We start from the raw sequence: 25494 nt of genomic DNA, 5'->3' as shown, positions 1-25494 counted from the left end.
TACGAATAATCTTGTTATTCCAACAACAAAACGACGACAGGCGCCTTTTCAAATGACTCTAAGAATCGCAATCAATGGTTTTGGCCGTATTGGCCGTAATGTCCTTCGAGCACTCTATACCCAAGGTTACCGCCAGGATCTGCAGATCGTCGCCATCAACGATCTGGGGGACAGCGCGATGAATGCCCACCTGCTCAAGTACGACACCGTCCACGGCACCTTCGATGCCGATGTGCAGCACGATCAGGAAAGCCTGACCGTCAATGGTGACCGGATTGCCGTCAGCGCCATCCGCAACCCGGCCGAACTGCCATGGGCTGCCGAGAAGATCGACGTCGTCTTCGAATGCACCGGCCTGTTCACCGACCGTGCCAAAGCCGCCGCGCATATTACTGCCGGGGCTCGCAAAGTGATTATCTCGGCACCGGCCAAAGGCGCCGACGCCACCGTGGTTTACGGGGTCAACCACGACATTCTGCGCCAGTCGCACCAGATCATCTCCAACGCGTCGTGCACCACCAACTGCCTGGCTCCCATCGCCCAGGTGCTGCACCGCGAACTGGGCATCGAAAGTGGCTTGATGACCACTATTCACGCCTACACCAACGACCAGCACCTGACCGACGTCTATCATGTCGACCCGTATCGTGCGCGTTCGGCCACCCAGAACATGATCCCGAGCAAGACCGGCGCTGCCGAAGCGGTGGGCCTGGTGCTACCGGAACTGGCGGGCAAACTGACCGGTATGTCGGTGCGCGTACCAGTGATCAACGTGTCGCTGGTGGACCTGACCGTGCAACTCAAGCGTGAAGCCACCGCCGATGAGGTCAATGCGCTGCTCAAGGAAGCCAGCCAGCACTCGAAGATCCTCGGCTACAACACCCTGCCGCTGGTCTCCAGCGACTTCAACCATAACCCGCTGTCGTCGATCTTCGATGCCAACCACACCAAGTCCAGCGGCAAGCTGCTCAAGGTACTGGCCTGGTACGACAACGAATGGGGCTTCTCCAACCGCATGCTCGACAATTGCCTGGCGCTCTGCAACGCGGAATAAGGCGGACCCCTGTGGAACAGCAACCGATGATCGGTATCAGCTTCACCCAGAAAACCATGACGGCGCGCAAGCGCATCGCCCTGGTCGCCCACGACCACTGCAAGGTGTTCCTGCTCGACTGGGCCGAGCGGCAAAAGGACAAACTCGCCCGGCACGAACTGGTCGCCACCGGCACCACCGGCCTGCTGCTGAGCAAACGTCTGGGGCTGCCCGTCGAGAGCATGATCAGCGGCCCGTTGGGCGGCGATCAGCAACTCGGCGCGCGGATCGCCGAGCAGCGGGTGGATCTGCTGGTGTTTTTCTGGGACCCCTTCGAGCCACAGCCCCACGACCCGGACATCAAGGCATTACTACGGGTCGCGGCGGTCTGGAACATCCCGGTGGCCTGCAATGAATGCAGCGCCGATTACCTGCTCAGCAGCCCGCTGATGGATCAGGCGCACTCGTACCGGATTCCTGATTACGAGGCTTATCTGATGAGCCGTAAATAATTTTCTCACGAAGTAGTACTTGACCATTTATGCAGATGATAAGCATTGTCACTCGCTGAAAAATGGATCAGGTCCTACTGTGAGCCAATTGCGCTTCATCCACGTCTTCCTCGCTCAGCGAGTTTCTCTGCCCCCGCGACCTTCGATCACTGACCGTCACTGATTCCCAGGCGTCCGCACTGCTGATCGCTGCCAACTCGTTAAAAATAATGCACACCCCACTTTCACGAAAGCGCCCGCCCCAGAGCCTGACCCAGTCTCAGCGCAGAGCAAAAACTCGTAAAATACAGAAAAACGCGATATCTCCCTCTCGATTATTGTCAATTATTTATGACAGGCTGCCCGCCGTTCGTCGGCCGGCGCTCATACCAGCACCCTGCGAGCCGATGCACCGGAGATGGCGCTAAATGGATTTGGCCACTCGAGTCATCCGACTCATTGCTCATTCCTTGTCCATTAGCGAGATCGCCCCATGCTCGACTCTCTCTCCATCCGCCTGAAAACCGTACTACTGTCCGGTCTGTGCCTGCTCGGCGTGGTCGGCCTGATCGTCGGTATGAACATCTACCAGGCCAATCAGAACGACCAAATCGTCAGTTCCTCCAGCAGCAAAATGCTCACCGGCAGCGTCGAAAACCTGCTCCAGGCCAAAGCGGCCGAGCAAGCGGTACGGGTGCAGAAGACATTTGGTGAAAGCCTGCTGGTGGTGACCGCGCTCGCCGACCAGATCAACGACCTGCGAATCATGGCCGGCAAGCGTTCGCTGGAATCTTCGGCATTGCGCGAAGAACTCAACCAGAGTCTGAAAACCGCCTTCGAGCGCAACACCAAGGTGCTAGGCATCTGGCTGGCCTTTGAACCCAACGGCCTCGACGGCAAGGACAGCGAATTCGCCAACGATGCGGCCCGCGTATCCAACGAAGTCGGGCGTTTTGCCAGTTACTGGAGCCGCGCCGGGGGCACCGGGATAAACACGATCATGGTCGAAAACGACATGACTAAAACCACCCTCAGCCTCAGCGGCACCCCGTACAACAGCTGGTACACCTGCCCACGGGACAGCAAGCGCACCTGCCTGCTGGATCCGTACGCCGACACTGTCGGCGGCAAAGAAATGCTGATGACCACCATTTCCGTGCCCTTGTTGGTCAATGGCAAGGTCATCGGCGTGGTCGGCGTGGATATCGCCCTCGACTCGCTGCAAGCCGCCGCCAACGATTCCCAGCGCGAGCTGTTCGACGGCGCCGGGCACATGCTGATTGTCTCCGGCAGCGGCGTGCTCGCCGGTTACAGCACTGACGCCAGCAAGGTCGGCAAAAGCATCGACGAAGCCCTCGGCGCAGATGGCAAGGACGTCCTGCAACTGTTGAGTGGCAACACGCCGAAAGTCCTCAAGCAAAGCGACTTGATCCGCGCCGTCTATCCGGTCAGCCCTATCCCCGACTCCAGGGCCTGGGGCGTCGTGATCGATTTGCCACAGCAGGTGTTGCTCGCCGACTCGGTAAAACTGCAAGCCGTGCTCGACGAAGCGCAGGCCAGCGGTACGTTCAATACACTGTTGGTGGCCACCGGTGCCGGTCTGCTCGGCCTGCTGCTGATCTGGCTTACCGCATCGGGTGTCACCCGGCCGATCAACAGCGTCGCGCAAATGCTCAAGGCCATTGCCAGCGGCGACGGCGACCTGACCCAACGCCTGCAGTACAGCAAAAAGGATGAACTGGGCGAACTGGTCAGCTGGTTCAACCGCTTCCTCGACAAGCTGCAACCGACCATCACGCAGATCAAGCACAGCATCACCGAAGCCCGCGGCACCGCCGATCACTCCTCGGAAATCGCTCGCCGGACCAGCGAAGGCATGCAACTGCAGTTCCGCGAAATCGATCAGGTCGCCACCGCCTCCAACGAAATGAGCGCCACTGCCCACGATGTCGCCAACAGTGCCTCGAATGCCGCCAACGCGGCCAAAGGTGCCGATCAATCGGCCAGGGACGGGATGTCGATCATCGAGCGCAGTACTCGCGACATCAATCTACTGGCTGAGGAAGTCAGTAAAGCGGTGAAGGAAGTCGAAGCACTGGCGGTCAACAGCGAGCAGATAGGCTCGGTGCTGGAAGTGATCCGCAGCATCGCCGAACAAACCAACCTGCTGGCGCTCAACGCGGCGATCGAAGCGGCGCGCGCCGGGGAAAGCGGTCGTGGTTTCGCCGTGGTCGCCGACGAAGTGCGCAACCTGGCCAAACGTACCCAGGACTCGGTGGAAGAAATCCGCCTGGTGATCGAACGTATTCAAACCGGCACCCGCGGCGTGGTCGCGACCATGCATTCGAGCCAGACCCAGGCTCACAGTAACGCTGGGCAAATCCAGCAAGCGGTGCAGGCGCTGGGCAAGATCAGCGATGCGGTAACGGTGATCAGCGACATGAACCTGCAAATCGCCAGCGCCGCCGAGCAGCAAAGCGCCGTGGCCGAAGAGGTCAACCGCAACGTCTCGGCGATCCGCAGCGTGACCGAAACCCTGACCGAACAGGCCACCGAATCAGCGCAGATCAGCAGCCAGTTGAATGCCCTGGCGACTCAACAAATGAAATTAATGGATCAGTTTCGGGTTTGACCCAGCGGGGATTGATACCCGTGGGAGCCCGCTCCCACGGTTTTGATCTATGATCCCCTCTCTCCCGGAGGGCCTTCGATGACCGATTTTCTGACGTCCATTCAAGCCGCACTCGGCTTGCCCCACACCCCGATTCAATTCACCTCCAGCGGCGCCCTGCCCTCGGCCTTTGCCGTCACCGATCTGGCCAGCGCCAGCATCGCCGCCGCCGGCCAGGCCGTCAGCGAGCTCTTGCACCAGCAGACCGGCCGTTTGCCCAGCCTTGAAGTCGACCGGCGACTGGCATCCCTCTGGTTCGCCACTTCGATCCGCCCCCAAGGCTGGAGCGTGCCGCCGATGTGGGATGCGGTAGCCGGCGACTACGCGACGAAAGACGGCTGGATCCGCCTGCACACCAACGCGCCTCATCACCGCGCCGCTGCAGAAACGGTACTCGGCCAGTGTGCCGACCGCGGGGCGATGGCAACCAAGGTGGAGCAATGGGCCAAGAGTGATCTGGAACAGGCGATCATCGACGCCGGCGGTTGCGCGGCTGAAATGCGTTCGTGGGAACAATGGCAAACCCATCCCCAGGGGATGGCGGTCAACGCCGAACCGCTGATGCATTTCGCCGCCAACGCCAGCGAGAGTAAGAAGCCATGGCAGGGCTCGGTGGCGCAACCGCTGGCTGGAATCAAGGTACTGGATTTGACCCGAGTGCTCGCCGGCCCGATTGCCAGTCGCTTCCTCGCCGGGCTCGGCGCCGAAGTGCTGCGCATCGATCCGCCAGACTGGAGCGAGCCGGGTGTGATCCCCGAAGTCACGTTGGGCAAACGCTGCACCCGGCTGAACCTGCATGACCCTGCTGATCGCGCCGTGTTTGAAGCACTGCTTAAAGACGCCGATATGCTGCTTCATGGCTATCGGGCCGACGCGCTGGAGCGTCTCGGTTACGGACAGAATGAACGACAGAACATCGCTCCGGGATTGATCGATGTCTGTCTCAACGCCTACGGCTGGAGCGGCCCGTGGCAGAATCGCCGGGGCTTCGATAGCCTGGTGCAGATGAGCAGCGGCATCGCCGATGCCGGCATGCACTGGAAAAAAACCGACACACCCACGCCACTGCCGGTCCAGGCCCTGGACCATGGCACCGGCTACTTGATGGCCGCCAGTGCGATTCGGGCGCTGACGGAGCGCTTGAGCCAAGGCCATGGGAGTTCGGCGCGTCTGTCGTTGGCTCGGACCGCGAAGCTGTTGGTCGAGCATGGTCAGGCCGGTGTGCAGGAGCCTTTGCGGGCTGAAGATTCGGAGGATCAGGGCATGCTGGTCGAGCAGACATCCTGGGGGCCGGCCCATCGCTTGCAGGTTCCACTGAAAATCACCGGCACGCCACTGCAATGGACGATTCCAGCCGGAGAATTGGGTTCGCATCGGGCGCAGTGGTGGTGAGTTGCAAATAGCTATCGCGAGCAAGCTCGCTCCCACAAGGTAGGTGGCAGCACATACATGTGTGATCGTTCACAGAACCTGTGTGAGCGGGCTTGCCCTGCTACGGGAGAATGTGCGAAGCCACAAATTTTCTTGACTGACGGGCATTGGCGCTTGCCCGCGAAGACGGCTCAACGGTCCGCACCTATCCTGGAGCCATTCAACGACGTCCAAAGCTGCTGCGCCGCATATGCCCGCCAAGGCCGCCAGGCTTCGGCTCTGTGCAGCAACTGGCGGGCAGTGATCGGCCCGCCTTCCAGTGCAGCCAGGGCATTGATCAACCCCACATCCCCTGAAGGAAACGCATCCACCTCACGCATCTGGCGGATGGCAATGTACTGCGCCGTCCAGTCACCAATGCCGTGCAGTTCCAGCAACCGCGTCACGCCTTCATTCAGATTCGCTTTCGGCTCGAACAACAAGGGGTCATCCAGCAGCGCTTGCGCAACCCCGGACAACGTCCTGCCACGGCTTTTGGGCATGCCCAGCGTGGCCAGATCAACCTTGGCCAATACCGCCGCTTCAGGAAAGACATGGGTCAATCCCGGCAGTTGAGGATCCGCTGCACGCAACGGCTCGCCATACTGTGCAACCAACTTGCCCGCCAGTCTTATGGCCGCGCCCACTGTGATCTGCTGCCCCAACACCGCACGGGTCGCCAGCTCGAAACCATCCCAGGTGCCGGGCACCCGCAGGCCTGGGCGAGTAGCCGTCAACCGGGCCATCAATGGGTCCAGCGCCAGTTGCCGATTGATAATGTGTGGATCCGCCGCCAGATCGAACATTCGCTGCAAGCGCAGCAGGATCTGCGCTATTGAAGCCGGATCGGCAAAGCGCACCGTTACCGCCAGCGATTCACCCGTCCCGGGCTGCACACTCAGCGTGCCATGAGCCCCCTTGAGGCTGAAGCCGCGTGAATACACGCCATCCGCCACCGCTTCCAACCCGACAATCGCCCGCGCCGACAAGAACCCCAGCATCGCCGGCCAGTCATACGGTGGCCGGTAAGGCAGCAATAGCATCACCTCTTCTGCACCGCCACGATCACGCTCGATCACAGCGAAAGCACGCCGCTGTACAACCCATAAGCCGCCAGCAATGCCCCGGCGATAACACAGACAAAAATCCCTTTCTCGATAGGGGTGAACAATGGCTCACCCTGTTCACGTTTGGCCTTGGCGAACAGAATCACTCCGGGTGCATAGAGCAGCGCCGACAGCAACAGGTATTTCACCCCGCCGGCATACAACAACCAGATCGCATAACACAGGGCAATGGCGCCGATGAACAGGTCTTTCATCCGCTCAGCGGTGGCTTCTTCGTAAGTCTCGCCGCGTCCGCTCAACAGCACCGCATAGGCCGCGGACCACAGATACGGCACCAGGATCATCGAAGAAGCGAGGTAGATCAGGCTGGTGTAAGTGCCGGCAGAGAACAGCGTGATGAGCAGGAAAATCTGGATCATCCCGTTGGTCAGCCACAACGCGTTTACTGGCACGTGGTTGGCGTTTTCCTTTTTCAGGAACGCCGGCATGGTCTTGTCCCGAGCCGTGGCGAACAGAATCTCGGCGCACAGCAACGCCCAGGACAACAAGGCACCGAGCAAGGAAATCGCCAGGCCGATACTGATCAACACTGCGCCCCAAGGGCCGACGATATGTTCCAGCACGGCGGCCAGCGACGGGTTGTGCAAGCTGGCCAGTTCCGGCTGGTTCATGATCCCCAGCGACAACACATTGACCAGCACCAGCAAGGCCAGCACCCCGAGAAAACCAATGACCGTGGCCCGGCCGACATCCGCACGTTTCTCGGCCCTTGCCGAGTAGACACTGGCGCCTTCAATGCCGATGAACACAAACACCGTGACCAGCATCATGTTGCGCACCTGGTCCATCACGCTGCCGAAATTCGGGTTGCTTTCTCCCCATACATCCCGGGTGAAAATGTCAGCCTTGAACGCCACGCCGGCAATCACGATAAACATCACCAGCGGCACCACCTTGGCGATAGTGGTCAACTGATTGATGAACGCCGCTTCCTTGATCCCGCGCAGCACCAGGAAATGCACGGCCCAGAGCAGCACCGATGCGCAACCGATGGCAATCGGCGTATTGCCCTGGCCGAAAATCGGAAAAAAATAACCCAGCGTACTGAACAGCAGCACGAAGTAGCCGACGTTGCCGAGCCAGGCACTGATCCAGTAGCCCCAGGCCGACGAGAAGCCCATGTAGTCGCCGAACCCGGCCTTGGCGTAGGCATACACCCCGGAATCCAGTTCGGGTTTGCGGTTGGCCAGGGTCTGGAAGACGAAGGCCAGGGTCAACATCCCCACTGCAGTAATAGCCCAGCCAATCAGCACCGCACCGGCATCCGCCCGCGCGGCCATGTTCTGCGGCAATGAAAAAATTCCGCCACCGATCATCGAGCCCACTACCAGCGCGATCAACGCGCTGAGTCGAAGCTTTTGCGTCTGTTGGGACATCCTTACCTCTTCGTTCACGTTCGTTCTAATTAGCAACACTTGAAAACGATCACCCAACTGCCTATCGACAGGTTAATAACGTTTATTAGATAACGCCAACATCCACGGGCATTTTATAACGTGTGATTCTATAGAGTGGCGCCCCCTCGCACTGCAGTTTTGTGTGCGACTCCTAATAAATCAATCGCTCACTGAAATCCGCCGCCAAAAATTTGCACATTGGCCAAAACGGACTAATTTCAATGTTCACAGGAATAGGATCCATTCCTGCCGAGCCTAAGCAAGCCCTCTGGAAAGGGCTTCTTCAGGAAGGCCTTGTCATCTTCCTGAAACACTCCTAAGCCTTTCATTAATAATGGAATGTGCTAATTCACTGATCTAAGTCAGTTGTTTGAATAGCACGTAGATTTACCCTGTTGTCTCTCTTCTCCTGCACTGGAGTTATGCAATGTCTGAATCACCTGGAAAACTACGACTGGGCGCATTAGTCGCTCTAGTAGTCGGTTCGATGATTGGTGGCGGGATCTTTTCACTGCCGCAAAACATGGCGGCCAGTGCCGATGTGGGTGCCGTCCTGATTGGCTGGGCCATCACTGCCGTGGGCATGTTGACCCTGGCGTTTGTGTTCCAGACCCTGGCCAATCGCAAACCTGATCTTGACGGTGGTGTCTACGCCTACGCCAAGGCCGGATTCGGTGACTACATGGGCTTCTCGTCGGCCTGGGGCTACTGGATCAGTGCCTGGCTCGGTAACGTCGGCTACTTCGTGCTGCTGTTCAGCACCCTCGGTTATTTCTTCCCGATCTTCGGCGAAGGCAACACCGTGGCCGCGGTGATCGGCGCATCGGTACTGCTCTGGGCCGTGCATTTCCTGGTGCTGCGCGGGATCAAGGAAGCGGCGTTCATCAACCTGGTGACTACCGTCGCCAAGGTCGTACCGCTGCTGTTGTTTGTGCTGATCGCAATCTTCGCGTTCAAGCTGGACATCTTCACCGCCGACATCTGGGGCCTGAAAAATCCCGACCTGGGCAGCGTGATGGACCAGGTGCGCAACATGATGCTGGTCACCGTCTGGGTATTCATCGGCATCGAAGGCGCGAGCATTTTTTCGGCCCGTGCCGAGAAGCGTTCGGATGTCGGCAAGGCGACCGTGATCGGCTTCATTACCGTGCTGCTGTTCCTGGTGCTGGTGAACGTGTTGTCGCTGGGCATCATGACCCAGCCGGAACTGGCCAAGTTGCAGAACCCGTCGATGGCCGCCGTGCTCGAGCATGTGGTCGGCCCCTGGGGTGCGGCATTGATCAGCGTCGGCTTGATCATCTCGCTGCTCGGGGCGCTGCTGTCGTGGGTGCTGTTGTGCGCCGAGATCATGTTCGCCGCCGCCAAAGACCACACCATGCCGGAATTCCTGCGCAAGGAAAACGCCAACCACGTACCGGTCAACGCCCTGTGGCTGACCAACGCCATGGTCCAGATTTTCCTGATCATCACGCTCTTCTCGGCCAGTACTTACCTGTCGCTGATCTACCTCGCCACCTCAATGATCCTGGTGCCTTACCTGTGGTCAGCGGCCTATGCCCTGCTGTTGGCGGTACGTGGTGAAAGCTATGAAAACGCCCTCGCCGAACGCAAGAAAGACCTGTTTATCGGCGCCATTGCGGTGATTTACGCAGTCTGGCTGCTGTATGCCGGCGGGATCAAATACCTGCTGCTGTCCGCCCTGCTCTACGCCCCTGGCGCGATCCTGTTCGCCAAGGCCAAGCGTGAACTGGGCAAACCGGTTTTCACCAACGTCGAGAAGCTGATTTTCGCCGCAGTGGTCATTGGCGCCCTGGTGGCGGCCTATGGGCTCTACGACGGCTTCCTGACCCTGTAACACCTGTCTTTTTTTTGTTATCTGGAGGATCACTGTAATGACCAAGGAAAAAGTTAAGTACGGCGTCCATTCCGAAGCCGGCAAACTACGCAAAGTCATGGTTTGCTCCCCCGGCCTGGCCCACCAGCGGCTGACCCCGAACAACTGCGACGAACTGCTGTTCGATGACGTGTTGTGGGTCGCCCAGGCCAAGCGCGACCACTTCGACTTCGTCACCAAAATGCGTGAACGCAACATCGATGTGCTGGAAATGCACAACCTGCTGACCGACATCGTTGCGATTCCCGAAGCCCTGGACTGGATTCTGCAGCGCAAGATCACCGCCAATTCGGTTGGTCTGGGCCTGATCAACGAAACCGGTTCCTGGCTGCGCAGCCTGGAGCCGCGCAAGATCGCCGAGTTCCTGATTGGTGGCGTGTCCGCCGATGACCTGCCGGACAGCTTCGGCGGCAAGACCATTCAGATGTTCCGCGAGTTTCTCGGTCACTCCAGTTTCATCTTGCCACCGCTGCCCAACACCCAGTTCACCCGCGACACCACCTGCTGGATCTACGGTGGCGTCACGCTGAACCCGATGTACTGGCCCGCCCGCCGTCAGGAAACCCTGTTGGCCAGCGCCATCTATAAATTCCACCCCGAGTTTACCAACGCCGACTTCCAGGTCTGGTACGGCGACCCGGACCAGGAACACGGCAACGCCACCCTCGAAGGCGGCGACGTGATGCCGATCGGCAATGGCGTCGTGTTGATCGGGATGGGCGAGCGCTCTTCGCGCCAGGCCATCGGCCAGCTGGCACTGAATCTGTTCAAGCACAAAGCGGTTGAGCGGGTGATCGTTGCCGGCCTGCCGAAGTCCCGCGCGGCGATGCACCTGGACACTGTATTCAGCTTCTGCGACCGCGACCTGGTGACCATCTTCCCGGAAGTGGTGAACCAGATTGTGGCCTTCACCCTGCGTCCTGACGAAAGCAGACCGGGCGGCATCGACATCCGTCGCGAAGACACCAGCTTCCTCGACACCGTAGCCGCAGCACTCAATCTCAAAACCCTGCGCGTGGTCGAAACCGGCGGCAACAGCTTCGCCGCCGAACGCGAACAGTGGGACGACGGCAACAACGTAGTGGCCGTGGAGCCCGGCGTGGTGATCGGTTACGACCGCAACACCTACACCAACACCCTGTTGCGCAAGGCCGGTATCGAGGTCATCACCATCAGCGCTGGCGAACTGGGCCGAGGCCGTGGCGGTGGCCATTGCATGACCTGCCCGATCATCCGCGACCCGATCGACTACTAACCCATTAATAACGTGCTTGCCGCTGCCCCCACGAAGGGCCTCGGCAAGTGGACGACCGACATCCAAGGAGATCCAAAATGGCTTTCAACATGCGCAACCGCAGCCTGCTGAGCTTGATGCACCACACGACTCGCGAGCTGAACTATTTGCTGGACCTTTCCCGGGACCTCAAACGCGCCAAGTACACGGGCACCGAACGTCCACACCTGAAAGGCAAAAACATCGCGCTGATCTTCGAAAAAACCTCGACCCGCACCCGTTGCGCCTTCGAAGTCGCGGCCCATGACCAAGGCGCCCACGTCACCTATATCGACCCGGTGTCGTCGCAAATCGGTCACAAGGAAAGCATGAAAGACACCGCCCGCGTGCTGGGCCGGATGTTCGATGCCATCGAGTACCGTGGCTTCGAACAGGAAATCGTCGAGGAGCTGGCCAAGTTCGCCGGCGTGCCGGTGTTCAACGGCCTGACTGCTGAATTCCACCCAACGCAAATGATCGCCGACACCCTGACCATGCGCGAACACAGCGACAAGCCGCTGCATGACATCAGCTACGCTTATCTCGGTGACGCGCGCTACAACATGGGCAATTCGCTGCTGATGATCGGCGCCAAACTGGGCATGGACGTGCGCATCGCCGCCCCCAAAGCCCTGTGGCCCCATGCCGATTTCATCGCCCAGTGCAAAGCCTTCGCCGAAGAAAGCGGCGCGCGCATCACCATCACCGAAGACCCGCTGGCAGCGGTCAAGGGTGTCGACTTCATCCACACCGATATCTGGGTGTCCATGGGTGAACCGGTGGAAGCCTGGGACGAGCGGATCGAGCAACTGCTGCCGTACCAGGTCAACGCCAAGATGATGAAGGCCTCGGGTAACCCGCGGGTGAAATTCATGCACTGCCTGCCGGCTTTCCACAACAGCGAAACCAAGGTTGGCAAGGACATCGCCGCGCGTTATCCGCACCTGGCCAACGGTGTTGAAGTCACCGAAGAGGTGTTCGAATCGCCGGCCAACATCGCCTTCGAGCAGGCGGAAAACCGCATGCACACGATCAAGGCGATCCTGGTGTCGGCGCTGGCGGATATCTAAAGGCTCACTCGGCTCCCTGTGGGAACCCGGTCCATGTGGGAGCGAGCTTGCTCGCGATAGGATCGCCTCGGTCTGTCAGATACGCCGAGGTGTCTGCATCGTCGGAACGCCGCCCGGAGCAAGCTCACTCCCACAGGAGACCGAGTCGCCCGCTACTCCTCTGTTTAGAAGGACTGCATCATGCGTATCGTCGTTGCTCTGGGTGGTAACGCCCTCCTGCGTCGTGGTGAACCCATGACCGCGGACAATCAACGCATCAACATCCGCACCGCTACCGAACAGATCGCCAGGATTCATCCCGGCAACGAACTGGTCATCGCCCACGGCAATGGCCCGCAGGTCGGCCTGCTGTCGTTGCAGGCGGCCGCCTATACCTCGGTAACGCCCTACCCGCTGGATGTCCTCGGCGCCGAAACCGAAGGCATGATCGGCTACATGATCGAACAGGAACTGGGCAACCTGCTGGATTTCGAAGTGCCCTTCGCCACCCTGCTGACCCAGGTCGAAGTCGATGCCAACGATCCGGCCTTCCAGAACCCGAGCAAACCCATCGGCCCGGTCTACGCCAAGGCCGAAGCGGAAAAACTTGCTGCCGAAAAAGGCTGGAGCATCGCCCCGGATGGCGACAAGTTCCGCCGCGTGGTGGCCAGCCCGAAACCCAAACGCATCTTCGAAATCCGTCCGATCAAATGGCTGCTGGAAAAAGGCAGCATCGTGATCTGCGCCGGCGGTGGCGGTATCCCGACCATGTACGGGGCCAACGGCAAACTCCAGGGCATCGAAGCGGTGATCGACAAAGACCTCTGCTCGGCGCTGCTGGCCGAACAGCTGGACAGTGATTTGCTGGTGATCGCCACCGATGTCAAGGCGGCGTTCGTCGACTGGGGCCAACCGACCCAGAAGGCTATTGTTCAGGCCCATCCGGACGAGCTAGAACGGCTGGGCTTCGCCGCCGGCTCCATGGGACCGAAGGTCCAGGCCGCTTGCGAGTTCGCCCGCAACACTGGAAAAGTCGCGGTGATCGGTTCACTCTCCGACATCGAAGCGATCGTCCAGGGCAAGGCCGGCACCCGCATCAGCACGGCGAAACCTGGCATAACCTACGTATAAGAAAGAAACTCCGTGGGCAGATATAGGGTCTGCCCTACTCCAATGCCTTCGAAGGAGAGACGCCAATGGCAACGTTCGAGCCCGGTCATCTGCACATGGAACGCCACGCACTGAACCAGGACGATGTCAGCTACAACGTGTGCATCGACTATGAAGTCACCGAGGATCCCAAGGAGGGCAAAGGGATGCTGTTCACGATGCATGGCAGCATCCAGGGCAAGGATCTGAAAGAATCATTCTTCCTGCCCAAGGATCAGGCCTACAACTTCGCCAGCAACGTCACGAAAATCGCAGAGAAGTACGGCATTCCCAGGGCGCTGAGCAGCATCGGTTCGGTACACAAGCACTACGACGAGATGTTCGAAGACGTGCGCAAGCAACTGAACGTCAAATCCGGGGATCCGGTGAAGCCTGAACATCTGGAGTAACACCATTTCACCACTGTGGGAGCGAGGCCTGCTCGCGATAGCGACCTGACATTCACCATGGGTGTCGACTGGCACGCCGCTATCGCGAGCAGGCTCGCTCCCACAGGGGATCATCATTGCCCTGAAATCCGCGCAGGATTTCACCATTGACCCGCCCCAAGGCATACTTGCCACCCTCCGCACTCCAGAATCAAAAACCGCCCCATGCGTATCCACGTCAGTTTCATCGACCGCGTTGGCATTACCCAGGAAGTCCTGGCGCTGCTGGGTGGGCGCAATCTCAATCTGGATGCGGTGGAAATGGTTCCGCCCAACGTCTACATCGACGCCCCGACCTTGAGCCCGCAGGTGCTGGACGAACTGCGCGATGCGCTGTTCAGTGTGCACGGTGTGCAGGCAGTGAGGGTGGTCGACATCCTTCCCGGTCAGCGCCGTCATCTGCAACTCGACGCATTGCTCGCGGCGATGACCGACCCGGTGCTGGCCCTGGACAGCGCCGGTAAAGTCCTGCTGGCCAACCCGGCGCTGATAGCCTTGTACGGCCGAGAACCGGCTGGCGAGAGCGTCGCCGAACTGTTTGCCGATCCGGCGTTGCTGGATACCTTGCTCGAACACGGTTTCCGCTTGCCATTGCGCGAGATCACCGTCAACGGCCAGACCCTGCTGCTCGATGCCACGCCGATCACCGACGCCGGCGCCTTGCTGACGCTGTACCAGCCCAACCGCATTGGTGAACGCCTGTCGGCGTTGCACCACGACCACGCCGAAGGCTTCGATGCGCTGCTCGGCGAGTCCCCGGCAATCCGCACCCTCAAGGCTCGCGCACAACGGGTGGCGACTCTTGACGCGCCGCTGTTGATCCAGGGTGAAACCGGCACCGGCAAGGAGTTGGTGGCCCGTGCCTGTCACGCCGCCAGTGCTCGCCACAGCTCACCGTTCCTCGCACTGAACTGCGCCGCGCTGCCGGAAAACCTGGCCGAAAGCGAACTGTTCGGCTACGCCCCCGGCGCTTTCACCGGCGCCCAGCGCGGTGGCAAGCCGGGATTGATGGAACTGGCCAACCAGGGCACGGTATTCCTCGATGAAATCGGCGAGATGTCGCCGTACCTGCAAGCCAAGCTCCTGCGTTTTCTCAACGACGGCAGCTTCCGGCGCGTGGGCGGAGACCGCGAGGTCAAGGTCAATGTACGAATCCTCAGCGCGACCCACCGTGACCTGGAGAAAATGGTCAGCGAAGGCAGCTTCCGCGAAGACCTGTTCTACCGCTTGAACGTCCTCAACGTCGAAGTCCCGCCGTTGCGCGAACGCGGCCAGGACATCCTGCTGCTGGCGCGCTACTTCATGCAGCAGGCCTGCGCACAGATCCAGCGCCCGGTCTGTCGCCTGGCCCCGGGGACCTATCCGGCGCTGCTGGGCAACCGCTGGCCGGGCAATGTAAGGCAGTTGCAAAACGTGATCTTCCGCGCCGCGGCGATTTGCGAGAGCAGCCTGGTGGACATTGGCGACCTCGACATTGCCGGCACCTCGGTGGCGCGTCAGAGCGACAGCGAAGTGGACAGCCTGGAACAGGCCGTGGAAGCGTTCGAAAAAACCCTGCTGGAAAAACTCTACGTCAACTACCCCTCGACCCGACAACTGGCCAGCCGGCTACAAACCTCCCACACCGCCATCGCTCATCGATTGCGCAAGTACGGGATTCCGGGCAAAACCTGACCCCGCGCCTGCAACGTTACGGATGTATGCAATCCAACTGTAGGAGCTGCCGAAGGCTGCGATCTTTTGACTTTGCATTTGCAGTGCCTGCGACAAGATCGCAATCCCCCATCGTACGCTCACCCCTGTAGGCGCTGCCGAAGGCTGCGATCTTTTGACTTTGCATTTGTGGTGCCTGCGACAAGATCGCAATCCCCCGTCGTACGCTCACCCCCTGTAGGAGCTGCCGAAGGCTGCGATCTTTTGACTTTGCATTTGTGGTGCCTGCGACAAGATCGCAGCCTGCGGCAGCTCCTACGGATTGGGTTTTCAGTTCAAAATCAAAGAACCTGTTTCTAAAAGCGACCTCCATCTGTACTGAAAGCGCTACAGTGGAATGATATCGCTACACACCTCGTTAACCAGCGCTACGCAAGGCTTTGATCCTCTTAGGCTTTTTTCTTCGCCTCAAGCTGTAGCGATTTCGCTACAACTATCAAATCAGATCAACCCAGAAAAATACATAAGTTATTGATTTATAACGAATAAAAAACATTGGCCGCAAAATTGCTTAGTAACCACCTATAAAGCAGGGCTTTTGCCCGAGCATTCAATCGCGTCCACCAGACGAGTCTGGCCCCTAGGAGTTTCCATGAGCGAATTGCGTTTTACTGAAGATCACGAATGGCTGCGCACCGAAGCCGATGGCAGCGTCACCGTAGGCATCACGGCTTTCGCGCAGAATGCGCTGGGCGACGTGGTTTTCGTGCAACTGCCGGAACTGCAGACCTACGACAAAGGTGCCGAAGCCGCGACCGTTGAATCAGTAAAAGCTGCCAGCGGTGTATACATGCCCCTGGACGGCGAAGTGGTCGAGACCAATCCAGCGCTCGATAGCTGCCCTGAGCTGGTCAACGAAGATCCTTTGGGCGAAGGCTGGTTCTTCCGTTTCATCCCCGCAGACGCCTGCGCTGTCGGCCAACTGCTCGATCAAGACGCCTACGACCGCCTGATCAAAGCCAACGCCGAAGCCTGAGGAACCTGTCATGTCCAGCACCATCAATCTGAGCACCGCCAACGAATTCATCGCACGCCACATCGGCCCGCGCCAGGGTGATGAGCAAGCAATGCTCGCCACCCTCGGTTTCGACTCCCTGGAAGCCCTGAGCGCCAGCGTCATTCCGGACAGTATCAAAGGCACCAGCGTCCTCGGCATGGACGATGGCCTGAGCGAAGCCGATGCCCTGGCCTCGATCAAAGCCATCGCCGCCAAGAATCAACTGTTCAAGACCTACATCGGCCAGGGTTACTACAACTGCCACACGCCATCGCCGATCCTGCGCAACCTGCTGGAAAACCCGGCCTGGTACACCGCCTACACCCCGTATCAGCCAGAGATTTCCCAGGGTCGCCTCGAAGCGCTGCTGAACTTCCAGACGCTGATCAGCGACCTCAGCGGCTTGCCGATCGCCAACGCCTCGCTGCTCGACGAAGCCACCGCCGCCGCCGAAGCCATGACCTTCTGCAAACGCCTGAGCAAGAACAAAGGCAGCCACGCGTTCTTCGCGTCAGTTCACTGTCACCCGCAGACCCTCGATGTGCTGCGCACCCGTGCCGAGCCGTTGGGCATCGACGTGGTGGTCGGTGACGAGCGCGAACTGACCGATGTCAGCGCATTCTTCGGCGCCCTGCTGCAATACCCGGCGAGCAACGGTGACCTGTTCGACTACCGCGAACTGACCGACCGCTTCCATGCCGTCAACGCCCTGGTCGCGGTGGCCGCTGACCTGCTGGCCCTGACCGTACTGACCCCGCCAGGCGAGTTCGGCGCCGACGTGGCCATCGGCAGCGCCCAGCGCTTCGGCGTGCCGCTGGGCTTCGGTGGTCCGCACGCCGCCTACTTCTCCACCCGCGATGCGTTCAAGCGTGACATGCCCGGCCGTCTGGTCGGCGTCTCGGTGGACCGTCATGGCCAGCCGGCATTGCGTCTGGCCATGCAGACCCGCGAACAACATATCCGCCGCGAGAAAGCCACCAGCAACATCTGCACCGCCCAGGTATTGCTGGCCAACATCGCCAGCATGTACGCCGTTTACCACGGTCCTAAAGGCCTGAAGCAGATCGCCAATCGCATCCATCACCTGACCGCGATACTCGCCAAAGGCTTGAGCGGTCTGGGTCTGAAGGTTGAGCAAGAGCACTTCTTCGACACCCTGACCCTGAACACCGGCAGCCAGACCGCCGCCCTGCACGACAAGGCCCGCGCCCAGCGCATCAACCTGCGTGTGATCGATGGCGAGCGTCTCGGTTTGTCCCTGGACGAAACCACCAGCCAGGCCGACATCGAAACCCTGTGGGGCGTGCTGGCCGACGGCAAAGCGCTGCCGGACTTCGCAGCACTGGCCGCTGCTGTCGAGAGCCGCATCCCGGCGACCCTGGTTCGCCAATCGCCAATCCTCAGCCACCCGGTATTCAACCGTTATCACTCGGAAACCGAGCTGATGCGCTACCTGCGCAAGCTGGCCGACAAGGACCTGGCACTGGATCGCACCATGATCCCACTGGGTTCGTGCACCATGAAACTCAACGCCGCCAGCGAAATGATCCCGGTGACCTGGGCCGAGTTCGGCGCACTGCACCCGTTCGCTCCGGCCGAGCAGAGCGCCGGCTACCAGCAACTGACTGACGAACTGGAAGCGATGCTCTGCGCCGCGACCGGTTACGACGCGATCTCCCTGCAGCCGAACGCCGGCTCCCAGGGCGAATACGCCGGCCTGCTGGCGATCCGGGCTTACCACCAGAGCCGTGGCGATGACCGCCGCGATATCTGCCTGATCCCGTCCTCGGCCCACGGCACCAACCCGGCAACTGCCAACATGGCCGGTATGCGCGTGGTGGTCACCGCTTGCGACGCACGCGGCAACGTCGACATCGAAGACCTGCGCGCCAAAGCCATCGAGCACCGCGAACACCTCGCCGCGCTGATGATCACCTACCCGTCGACCCACGGCGTGTTCGAAGAAGGCATCCGTGAAATCTGCGGGATCATTCATGACAACGGCGGCCAGGTGTACATCGACGGCGCCAACATGAACGCCATGGTCGGCCTTTGCGCGCCGGGCAAGTTCGGCGGCGACGTGTCTCACCTGAACCTGCACAAGACCTTCTGCATCCCTCACGGCGGTGGCGGCCCGGGCGTCGGCCCGATAGGCGTGAAATCGCACCTGACGCCATTCCTGCCGGGCCATGCCGCCATGGAACGCAAGGAGGGCGCTGTCTGCGCAGCACCGTTCGGCAGCGCGAGCATTCTGCCGATCACCTGGATGTACATTCGGATGATGGGTGGCGCGGGCCTCAAGCGTGCATCGCAGCTGGCGATCCTCAATGCCAACTACATTTCCCGTCGCCTCGAAGAGCACTATCCAGTGCTGTACACCGGCAGCAACGGTCTGGTGGCCCACGAATGCATCCTCGATCTGCGTCCGCTCAAGGACAGCAGCGGCATCAGCGTCGATGACGTGGCCAAGCGCCTGATCGACTTCGGTTTCCACGCCCCGACCATGTCCTTCCCGGTGGCCGGCACGCTGATGATCGAGCCGACCGAAAGCGAATCCAAGGAAGAACTGGACCGCTTCTGTGAAGCGATGATCCGCATCCGCGAAGAAATCCGCGCAGTGGAAAGCGGCGCCCTGGACAAAGAGGACAACCCGCTGAAAAACGCTCCGCACACAGCAAAGGAAATGGTTGGCGAGTGGACTCATCCGTACAGCCGCGAGCAAGCCGTGTATCCAGTAGCCTCCTTGATCGAAGGCAAGTACTGGCCACCGGTCGGCCGGGTCGACAACGTGTTCGGCGATCGCAACCTGATCTGCGCCTGCCCGTCGATCGAAAGCTATCAGGACGCGTAAGAACTACGCTTAACCCTGTGTAGGAGCTGCCGCAGGCTGCGATCTTTTGATCTTCCACTTGAGACTCAAGTGAACTCGAGAAAAAGATCGCAGCCTATCGGCAGCTCCTACGGGGTTTGAGTCGACCATAATAAGAAACCGGAGAACCCAACATGTCCCTGAGCGTGTTCGACCTGTTCAAGATTGGCATCGGCCCCTCCAGCTCCCACACCGTCGGCCCGATGCGCGCCGCTGCGCGCTTCGTCGAAGGCTTGCGCCGTGAAGGGCTACTGGCTGCAACCACCTGCGTCAAAGTCGAGCTGTACGGCTCACTCGGCGCCACCGGCAAGGGCCACGGCAGCGACAAGGCCGTGCTGCTAGGGCTGGAAGGTGAACATCCGGACACCGTCGACACCGAGACCATCGCCGCCCGCCTGCAAGAAATCCGCGGCAGCGGACGGCTGAACCTGCTCGGTGAACACTCCATCGAATTCAATGAAAAACTCCACCTGGCGATGATTCGCAAGCCGCTGGCCTATCACCCCAATGGCATGATCTTTCGTGCCTTCGATGCCGCCGGTTTGCAGGTGCGCAGCCGCGAGTACTATTCGGTCGGTGGCGGCTTCGTTGTCGACGAAGATGCCGCGGGTGCTGATCGCATCGTCGAAGACGCCACACCGCTGACCTTCCCGTTCAAGAGCGCCAAGGACTTACTCGGCCATTGCACCACCTACGGCCTGTCCATCAGCCAGGTGATGCTGACCAATGAGAGTGCCTGGCGCCCGGAAGCCGAGACCCGCGCCGGCCTGCTGAAAATCTGGCAAGTGATGCAAGACTGCGTCGCCGCCGGTTGCCGCAACGAAGGGATTCTGCCCGGTGGTTTGAAGGTCAAACGGCGGGCGGCAGCACTGCATCGACAATTGTGCAAGAACCCCGAAGCCGCCCTGCGCGATCCACTCTCGGTGCTCGACTGGGTCAACCTGTACGCCCTGGCAGTCAACGAAGAAAACGCCAACGGCGGGCGCGTGGTCACTGCACCGACCAACGGCGCGGCGGGGATTGTTCCTGCAGTCTTGCATTACTACATGCGCTTCATCCCGGGAGCCAGCGAAGACGGCGTGGTGCGCTTTCTGCTCACCGCGGCGGCGATCGGCATTCTGTACAAGGAAAACGCCTCGATCTCCGGCGCTGAAGTCGGCTGTCAGGGCGAGGTCGGCGTCGCCTGCTCGATGGCCGCGGGAGCGCTCTGCGAAGTGCTCGGCGGCAGCGTGCAACAGGTCGAGAACGCCGCCGAGATTGGCATGGAGCACAACCTCGGGCTGACCTGCGATCCGATTGGCGGCCTGGTCCAGGTACCGTGCATCGAGCGCAACGCCATGGGCTCGGTGAAGGCCATCAATGCGGTGCGCATGGCCCTGCGCGGCGACGGTCAACACTACGTCTCCCTCGACAAGGTCATCCGCACCATGCGCCAGACCGGCGCCGATATGAAAAGCAAATACAAGGAAACCGCCCGTGGCGGTTTGGCGGTCAACATTATTGAGTGCTGATGCGAGACTGGCTGCATCAGTGCATTTTTCAGGAGCTGAATATGTCCACCGAACAACTGTTGAAAACCCCGTTGCACGCACTGCACATCGAACTCGGCGCCCGCATGGTGCCATTCGCCGGCTACGACATGCCGGTGCAATACCCACTGGGCGTGATGAAGGAACACCAGCACACCCGTGACCAGGCCGGGTTGTTCGATGTCTCGCACATGGGCCAGATCCGCCTGACCGGCGCCAATGCCGCCAAGGCCCTGGAGACTCTGGTGCCGGTAGACATCATCGACTTGCCAGTGGGCATGCAGCGCTATGCGATGTTCACCAACGAAACCGGCGGCATTCTCGATGACCTGATGGTCGCCAACCTCGGTAACGACGAACTGATCCTGGTGGTCAACGCCGCCTGCAAGGATCAGGACCTCGCGCACCTGCGCAAGCACATCGGTGATCAGTGCGAGATTCAGCCACTGTTCGAAGAACGCGCCCTGCTCGCCCTGCAGGGCCCGGCAGCGGTAACGGTACTGGCGCGCCTGGCACCTGAAGTGACAAAGATGACCTTCATGCAGTTCGCCAACGTGAAATTGCTGGGTGTGGACTGCTACGTCAGCCGTTCCGGCTACACCGGTGAAGACGGCTTCGAAATCTCCGTACCGGCCGCCAGCGCCGAAACGCTGGCCCGTGCCTTGCTGGCCGAACCAGAGGTGGCGGCGATCGGCCTGGGAGCACGCGACTCCCTGCGCCTGGAAGCCGGCTTGTGCCTTTATGGGCATGACATGAACACCGAGACCACCCCTATCGAGGCCGGCCTGCTTTGGGCCATCTCCAAGCCTCGCCGTGCCGATGGTCCACGTGCCGGGGGTTTCCCGGGTGCAGAAGCCGTGTTCGCTCAGCAACAAGCCGGAGTGAGCCGCAAACGGGTCGGCCTCCTGCCCCAGGAACGCACGCCGGTGCGTGAAGGCGCGGAAATCGTCAACGAAGACGGCACCGTGATCGGCGCCGTCTGCAGTGGCGGCTTCGGGCCAACCCTGGGCGGCCCGTTAGCCATGGGTTACCTCGATAGCCAATACATGGCACTCGACACACCCGTATGGGCGATCGTTCGTGGGAAAAAGGTGCCGATGAGCGTAAGCAAAATGCCATTTGTTGCGCAACGCTACTATCGCGGCTGATTGACTGTTTCTATAAGTAACGCGGTTGCGGCACAGTGCACTACGCTGTAACGCAACCGCCATGAAACAGTGCATGCCTTGACTGTAAGCTTCGATAATGAACTTGGCTTATAACGATCGAAAACAATTGAACCGCCCTGTCGAATAAGCCGACAGGCGCGTATCACAAACAGCCCTGCACTGAGCAAAACCGGGGCTTCGAAGGGCTTGTTTTTTCTCCCTTAGTTGGCGTAGAGTTTCTTCACTGTGTTTGCATGGGTCGCTTGGAACCGTGACCTGGGCAGTAGCCATAAGTTTGCTACAACCCGTTCTACGTCTCTTACTTTCCTGCAACCAGCCCCAGTACTCTTTCACACGAAGGAGGCTGTCATTAATTTTAGTGTCAAAGGAAATAAGCAATGTCCCAACGTCAGAGCGGTACCGTCAAGTGGTTTAACGACGAAAAAGGTTTTGGTTTTATCACTCCAGAGAGCGGTCCGGATCTGTTCGTCCATTTCCGCGCTATTCAGGGCAACGGCTTCAAGAGCCTGAAAGAAGGCCAAAAGGTGACTTTCGTTGCCGTGCAAGGCCAAAAAGGCATGCAGGCTGACGAAGTACAAGCAGAAGCCTGATCCTGGCTGCAACAAAAAGCCCCTGATGCTGACATCAGGGGCTTTTTTGTGCGCGTTATTCCGTAAAATGGCTTCTTTTCTGCCGAGAGTCCCATCATGTCGAAACACCTGCTAAGCCCCCAGGGCGACTTCCCCGCCGCCGGCCTGGGCCGTCGCCTGGCAGCGATGTTCTACGACTTCCTGCTGTGCACCGCACTGCTGATCGTCACCGGGGGTATCTACAAGATGGTGCAGATGGCGATTATCGGCGAAGAAAGAATGCGCGCTCTGACCGACACCGGCGCACTGGACGGTGATCCGCTGCTTTCAACGGTCCTGCTGTTCGTGCTATTCGGGTTCTTCGCCAAGTTCTGGACCTGGTCGGGCCAGACCCTTGGCATGCAAGTCTGGTGCATCCGGGTGCAGAACCCCGACGGTACGGCGATCAGCCTGTGGCAGGCGCTGCTGCGCTTCGTCGTGGCCATCGCCTCACTGCTTTGTGCAGGCCTGGGATTCATCTGGTCGTTGTTCGACAAACAGAAACGTAGCTGGCATGACATCTACTCAAACACCCAACTGGTGCGGATTCCGAAGAAGACGAAATAGCCAAAGAGTTGCCGCAGGTCGGGATTTTTGGGGGTATATCCGGGGCTGCGGTAACGGCGGCTTCCTTTGTCGGAGTACATATCCGTTGCTGCGGTAACGGCTGCTGGCGGTTTCGCCCTTACGGCGTGTCACTTTTTTTCAAACGCCAAAAAAAGTAACCAAAAAACGCTTGCCCCTCCATCCGGTCCCTCGCCTAGGCTCGGCATACCCTCGCTCCGGCGCCCTCCAGGGGGCGCCGCAATGCGGCGGAACTCGGCTGCGCCGAGGGGCGCTTCGCGCCATCCCCTTGGATGACCCCTCCACTCGGCTCTACTGGGAAAGGGGCCGGGTCCTAGCCTGTGAGAGCAACGCTTATCAGCGGCATTGAAGAACTGTCACGGACGATTTTTGCTTCGCTTGTTCGCTTTAGCTGGGCAGCTCGGCTTGGCTTGGCTTGGCTTTTGATCTGGCTGTTGATCTACCCGCCCCTTCGGCAGGCCGAGTGGAGGTGTTCATCAGGGGGGTGGCGCGTAGCGCCGTCAGCGCAGCTGACTCCGCCGCATTGCGGCGCCCCATGATGGACACCGGAGCGAGGGAACGCCGAGCCTTGGCGAGGGGCCGAACGCTCGGGGCGAGACCTTTTGGGTCCTTTTGGGGCGTTTGCCAAAAGGGCCTCGCCGTAAGGGCGAAACCCTAAGTGGCCGTTACCGCAGAAACGGATATGTACACCGACCATCAAGAGCCAGGCCGGCTACCAGGCCGCCTTCGCAAACAAGCTCGCGCCCACATTGGCGCGGCGTGGTGCGCGAGAGGCAGGTCGCCTGGGTGCGCAACCTGCCCGCAGATCAGGCATTACCCGCCAGTTTCATGCGAGCCGCCTGAGTAAAATCGAGCATGCGCTTGAGCGGACGAATAGCCTGGGGAATCAACGCCGGGTCGACGAAGATCTCATTGGTACCCTCTCGCAAGCTCTTCAGCGTACGTTCCAGGGTATTCATCGCCATCCACGGGCAATGCGCGCAACTACGACACGTCGCACCGTTACCGGCGGTTGGCGCCTCGATGAAGACCTTGTCCGGACACAGCTGCTGCATCTTGTAGAAAATACCGCGATCGGTGGCCACGATAAACGTCTTGTTCGGCAAGCTTTGCGCAGCAGCGATCAGCTGGCTGGTAGAACCCACCGCATCGGCCAGGTCAATGACCGCAGTCGGCGACTCGGGGTGAACCAGAATCGCCGCGTCCGGATACAGCGCCTTCATGTCTTCGAGCTGCTTGGACTTGAACTCCTCATGGACGATGCAGGCACCGTCCCAGAGCAACATGTCGGCACCGGTTTTACGCTGGATATAAGTGCCCAGATGCTTGTCCGGCGCCCAAATGATCGTTTCGCCGTTATCCATCAGGCTTTCGACGATCTCCAGCGCACAGCTGGAAGTCACCACCCAGTCAGCGCGGGCCTTGACCGCGGCAGAAGTGTTGGCATACACCACCACCGTGCGCTCGGGATGCTGATCGCAGAACGCCGAGAATTCGTCCACCGGGCAACCCAGGTCCAGCGAGCAGGTCGCTTCCAGGGTCGGCATTAGCACACGTTTTTCAGGGTTGAGGATTTTGGCGGTCTCGCCCATGAATTTCACACCGGCGACCACCACGGTCTTGGCCGGGTGAGCATTGCCGAAGCGGGCCATCTCCAGCGAGTCGGAGACACAGCCACCGGTTTCTTCGGCCAGGGCCTGAATGACCGGATCACAATAGAAGTGGGCAACCAGCACCGCGTCCTGAGCCTTGAGCTCGGCGGCGATGGCGGTACGGTAATAGGCCTCTTCCTCGGCGGTCAGCGGCTTGGGCTGCTTGGCGTCGAGGTGGGCTTGAACCAGAAGGCGTTCGGAAATCTGCGTCATGTTTCGCAAGACCTGCAAGCGCTTTCGCGCGAAAGTCGAGTATACACCCGGCTCCGGACCCTTCAGGGTACCGCCGGGAGAGTGAGTATTCATCAGGCACGGACAGCGTTGAAGCTGCGCAAGGCTACAGAATATCCGGTGGATGCAAAAGCTGATTCTGACTTGCGTAACGCAGTGAAGCACCTGGATTGGGTGGAGCTAAAATCCAGGGCAAAA

At 60.0% G+C, this 25494-nt stretch carries 19 protein-coding genes and 1 pseudogene; 17 read left to right on the top strand and 3 right to left on the bottom strand.

What is annotated here, in order from left to right; all coding sequences use genetic code 11:
• The first annotated feature begins 52 nt into the window (after window positions 1–52).
• The 5 genes and pseudogenes from gap (at window position 53) to F8N85_RS19555 (ending at window position 5587) form a co-directional block, all read left to right on the top strand.
• The gene (gap, locus tag F8N85_RS19570; protein WP_150805180.1) at window positions 53–1054 is read left to right on the top strand and encodes a type I glyceraldehyde-3-phosphate dehydrogenase; all 1002 of its coding nucleotides are present in this window, start codon (window positions 53–55) and stop codon (window positions 1052–1054) included.
• A 26-nt stretch (window positions 1055–1080) separates the two neighbouring features.
• Window positions 1081–1545, top strand: coding sequence for a methylglyoxal synthase (locus tag F8N85_RS19565; protein WP_150805228.1), 465 nt, complete (start codon window positions 1081–1083; stop codon window positions 1543–1545).
• A gap of 472 nt (window positions 1546–2017) precedes the next feature.
• Window positions 2018–3250: pseudogene (locus F8N85_RS35830) on the top strand (chemotaxis protein); the annotation flags it as partial.
• Window positions 3251–3400: 150 nt separating this feature from the next.
• Window positions 3401–4156: a methyl-accepting chemotaxis protein gene (locus tag F8N85_RS35825; protein WP_412072506.1), complete on the top strand. Its 756-nt coding sequence runs from the start codon at window positions 3401–3403 to the stop codon at window positions 4154–4156.
• A 78-nt stretch (window positions 4157–4234) separates the two neighbouring features.
• Window positions 4235–5587 (top strand): CoA transferase, encoded by a 1353-nt coding sequence (locus F8N85_RS19555; protein WP_150805178.1) that lies wholly within the window; start codon window positions 4235–4237, stop codon window positions 5585–5587.
• 170 nt (window positions 5588–5757) lie between these two features.
• Here F8N85_RS19555 and F8N85_RS19550 read toward each other — a convergent pair whose 3' ends face one another.
• Together F8N85_RS19550 and arcD (F8N85_RS19545) are read right to left on the bottom strand one after the other, a co-directional pair.
• Entirely contained in the window at window positions 5758–6651 is an 894-nt protein-coding gene (locus tag F8N85_RS19550) for a DNA-3-methyladenine glycosylase family protein (protein WP_150805227.1), read from the bottom strand.
• Window positions 6652–6680: 29 nt separating this feature from the next.
• Window positions 6681–8108, bottom strand: a complete 1428-nt coding sequence (gene arcD / locus F8N85_RS19545; RefSeq protein WP_150805177.1) for an arginine-ornithine antiporter — start codon at window positions 8106–8108, stop codon at window positions 6681–6683.
• A 448-nt stretch (window positions 8109–8556) separates the two neighbouring features.
• Between arcD (F8N85_RS19545) and arcD (F8N85_RS19540) the strand changes: the two genes are divergently transcribed.
• From arcD (F8N85_RS19540) to F8N85_RS19485, 12 genes are all read left to right on the top strand, one after another.
• Window positions 8557–9984, top strand: coding sequence for an arginine-ornithine antiporter (arcD, locus tag F8N85_RS19540; RefSeq protein ID WP_150805176.1), 1428 nt, complete (start codon window positions 8557–8559; stop codon window positions 9982–9984).
• A gap of 37 nt (window positions 9985–10021) precedes the next feature.
• Window positions 10022–11278 carry an arginine deiminase gene (arcA, locus tag F8N85_RS19535; RefSeq protein ID WP_150805175.1) on the top strand — a complete coding sequence of 419 codons (1257 nt, stop codon included), beginning with the start codon at window positions 10022–10024 and terminating at the stop codon, window positions 11276–11278.
• A gap of 77 nt (window positions 11279–11355) precedes the next feature.
• Window positions 11356–12366 carry an ornithine carbamoyltransferase gene (locus F8N85_RS19530; RefSeq protein WP_150805174.1) on the top strand — a complete coding sequence of 337 codons (1011 nt, stop codon included), beginning with the start codon at window positions 11356–11358 and terminating at the stop codon, window positions 12364–12366.
• 180 nt (window positions 12367–12546) lie between these two features.
• Window positions 12547–13476 (top strand): carbamate kinase, encoded by a 930-nt coding sequence (gene arcC, locus F8N85_RS19525; protein ID WP_150805173.1) that lies wholly within the window; start codon window positions 12547–12549, stop codon window positions 13474–13476.
• A 65-nt stretch (window positions 13477–13541) separates the two neighbouring features.
• Entirely contained in the window at window positions 13542–13904 is a 363-nt protein-coding gene (locus F8N85_RS19520) for a DUF5064 family protein (protein ID WP_150805172.1), read from the top strand.
• A gap of 204 nt (window positions 13905–14108) precedes the next feature.
• Complete coding sequence (locus F8N85_RS19515; RefSeq protein WP_150805171.1) at window positions 14109–15617, top strand: sigma-54-dependent transcriptional regulator; 1509 nt, start codon at window positions 14109–14111, stop codon at window positions 15615–15617.
• Window positions 15618–16248: 631 nt separating this feature from the next.
• A complete protein-coding gene (gene gcvH, locus F8N85_RS19510) occupies window positions 16249–16632 on the top strand; it encodes a glycine cleavage system protein GcvH (RefSeq protein WP_150805170.1) in 384 nt (127 codons plus the stop codon).
• 10 nt (window positions 16633–16642) lie between these two features.
• Window positions 16643–19504 carry an aminomethyl-transferring glycine dehydrogenase gene (gcvP, locus tag F8N85_RS19505; RefSeq protein WP_150805169.1) on the top strand — a complete coding sequence of 954 codons (2862 nt, stop codon included), beginning with the start codon at window positions 16643–16645 and terminating at the stop codon, window positions 19502–19504.
• A gap of 152 nt (window positions 19505–19656) precedes the next feature.
• Entirely contained in the window at window positions 19657–21033 is a 1377-nt protein-coding gene (locus F8N85_RS19500) for an L-serine ammonia-lyase (RefSeq protein ID WP_150805168.1), read from the top strand.
• A gap of 41 nt (window positions 21034–21074) precedes the next feature.
• Window positions 21075–22199 carry a glycine cleavage system aminomethyltransferase GcvT gene (gene gcvT / locus F8N85_RS19495; RefSeq protein WP_150805167.1) on the top strand — a complete coding sequence of 375 codons (1125 nt, stop codon included), beginning with the start codon at window positions 21075–21077 and terminating at the stop codon, window positions 22197–22199.
• A 398-nt stretch (window positions 22200–22597) separates the two neighbouring features.
• The gene (locus F8N85_RS19490) at window positions 22598–22810 is read left to right on the top strand and encodes a cold-shock protein (protein ID WP_003175786.1); all 213 of its coding nucleotides are present in this window, start codon (window positions 22598–22600) and stop codon (window positions 22808–22810) included.
• Between the two features lie 96 nt (window positions 22811–22906).
• Window positions 22907–23395, top strand: a complete 489-nt coding sequence (locus F8N85_RS19485; RefSeq protein ID WP_150805166.1) for an RDD family protein — start codon at window positions 22907–22909, stop codon at window positions 23393–23395.
• Between the two features lie 824 nt (window positions 23396–24219).
• On the opposite strand, the gene nadA is transcribed toward F8N85_RS19485, so the two are convergent.
• Window positions 24220–25278: a quinolinate synthase NadA gene (gene nadA, locus F8N85_RS19480; protein ID WP_150805165.1), complete on the bottom strand. Its 1059-nt coding sequence runs from the start codon at window positions 25276–25278 to the stop codon at window positions 24220–24222.
• Between the last annotated feature and the right edge of the window lie 216 nt (window positions 25279–25494).

The sequence above is a fragment of the Pseudomonas fluorescens genome (assembly GCF_902497875.1).
Classification (GTDB): Bacteria; Pseudomonadota; Gammaproteobacteria; order Pseudomonadales; family Pseudomonadaceae; genus Aquipseudomonas; species Aquipseudomonas fluorescens_BR.
This window is presented reverse-complemented; position numbering and strand designations above follow the sequence as displayed.

What these genes read in the sequence shown, in the direction of transcription:
- gap (WP_150805180.1), top strand. Translation starts at nt 53, where the DNA reads ATGACTCTAAGAATCGCAATCAATGGTTTTGGCCGTATTGGCCGTAAT.
- F8N85_RS19565 (WP_150805228.1), top strand. Translation starts at nt 1,081, where the DNA reads ATGATCGGTATCAGCTTCACCCAGAAAACCATGACGGCGCGCAAGCGC.
- F8N85_RS35825 (WP_412072506.1), top strand. Translation starts at nt 3,401, where the DNA reads ATGCAACTGCAGTTCCGCGAAATCGATCAGGTCGCCACCGCCTCCAAC.
- F8N85_RS19555 (WP_150805178.1), top strand. Translation starts at nt 4,235, where the DNA reads ATGACCGATTTTCTGACGTCCATTCAAGCCGCACTCGGCTTGCCCCAC.
- arcD (WP_150805177.1), bottom strand. Translation starts at nt 8,108, where the DNA reads ATGTCCCAACAGACGCAAAAGCTTCGACTCAGCGCGTTGATCGCGCTG.
- arcD (WP_150805176.1), top strand. Translation starts at nt 8,557, where the DNA reads ATGTCTGAATCACCTGGAAAACTACGACTGGGCGCATTAGTCGCTCTA.
- arcA (WP_150805175.1), top strand. Translation starts at nt 10,022, where the DNA reads ATGACCAAGGAAAAAGTTAAGTACGGCGTCCATTCCGAAGCCGGCAAA.
- F8N85_RS19530 (WP_150805174.1), top strand. Translation starts at nt 11,356, where the DNA reads ATGGCTTTCAACATGCGCAACCGCAGCCTGCTGAGCTTGATGCACCAC.
- arcC (WP_150805173.1), top strand. Translation starts at nt 12,547, where the DNA reads ATGCGTATCGTCGTTGCTCTGGGTGGTAACGCCCTCCTGCGTCGTGGT.
- F8N85_RS19520 (WP_150805172.1), top strand. Translation starts at nt 13,542, where the DNA reads ATGGCAACGTTCGAGCCCGGTCATCTGCACATGGAACGCCACGCACTG.
- F8N85_RS19515 (WP_150805171.1), top strand. Translation starts at nt 14,109, where the DNA reads ATGCGTATCCACGTCAGTTTCATCGACCGCGTTGGCATTACCCAGGAA.
- gcvH (WP_150805170.1), top strand. Translation starts at nt 16,249, where the DNA reads ATGAGCGAATTGCGTTTTACTGAAGATCACGAATGGCTGCGCACCGAA.
- gcvP (WP_150805169.1), top strand. Translation starts at nt 16,643, where the DNA reads ATGTCCAGCACCATCAATCTGAGCACCGCCAACGAATTCATCGCACGC.
- F8N85_RS19500 (WP_150805168.1), top strand. Translation starts at nt 19,657, where the DNA reads ATGTCCCTGAGCGTGTTCGACCTGTTCAAGATTGGCATCGGCCCCTCC.
- gcvT (WP_150805167.1), top strand. Translation starts at nt 21,075, where the DNA reads ATGTCCACCGAACAACTGTTGAAAACCCCGTTGCACGCACTGCACATC.
- F8N85_RS19490 (WP_003175786.1), top strand. Translation starts at nt 22,598, where the DNA reads ATGTCCCAACGTCAGAGCGGTACCGTCAAGTGGTTTAACGACGAAAAA.
- F8N85_RS19485 (WP_150805166.1), top strand. Translation starts at nt 22,907, where the DNA reads ATGTCGAAACACCTGCTAAGCCCCCAGGGCGACTTCCCCGCCGCCGGC.
- nadA (WP_150805165.1), bottom strand. Translation starts at nt 25,278, where the DNA reads ATGACGCAGATTTCCGAACGCCTTCTGGTTCAAGCCCACCTCGACGCC.